The following is a 536-nucleotide window of genomic DNA, read 5'->3' as shown; positions in this document are numbered from 1 at the left end:
GATTTTTTCTTGCAACTCCGGGGAGAATATGGTATTTTCAAACTGAATACAAAAAACCGTATTTTGTAATGTGTTGGGACGTGAGCCATGACCATATCGGAGAAACTGTATACCAAGAACGGACTTGCCGCGAGGGAAATCGCTCGACATCTATTGTCCGTCAAGCCCGGCGAGCGCATTCCGCGAATCAGCGATTTTGCCAGTAAATTGTCCCTGGGCAGGGGGACGGTACAGGGAGCGCTGCGGTTGTTGGAGGAGATGGGCGCGATTCATCTGGAGTCCAGGGGCCATTTGGGAACGTTCTTGAACCGTAAAGACGATCACGCCCTGTGGAAAATCGCGGGGATGTCCCAGGTGGTCGGGGTGATGCCCCTTCCCTATTCCCGAAAATACGAGGGGTTGGCCACCGGACTGGTGGAAGCCTTTCAGGAGATCAACGTTCCCTTCAACCTGGCTTTCATGCGCGGTTCGACCCACCGAATCGATGCGCTGCAATCGGGTCGGTACGATTTTGCGGTGGTTTCCGGCTTGGCGGT

At 54.1% G+C, this 536-nt stretch carries 1 protein-coding gene; it reads left to right on the top strand.

The features are described 5' to 3' along the window. Positions 1-87 precede the first annotated feature (87 nt). Positions 88-536 (top strand): YhfZ family protein (locus RZO55_RS17890; protein ID WP_318065626.1); only part of this gene is annotated, 449 nt, incomplete at its 3' end.

Source organism: Clostridium boliviensis, from assembly GCF_033342255.1.
Taxonomy (GTDB): domain Bacteria; phylum Bacillota; class Clostridia; order Lachnospirales; family Lachnospiraceae; genus Lacrimispora; species Lacrimispora boliviensis.
This window is presented reverse-complemented; position numbering and strand designations above follow the sequence as displayed.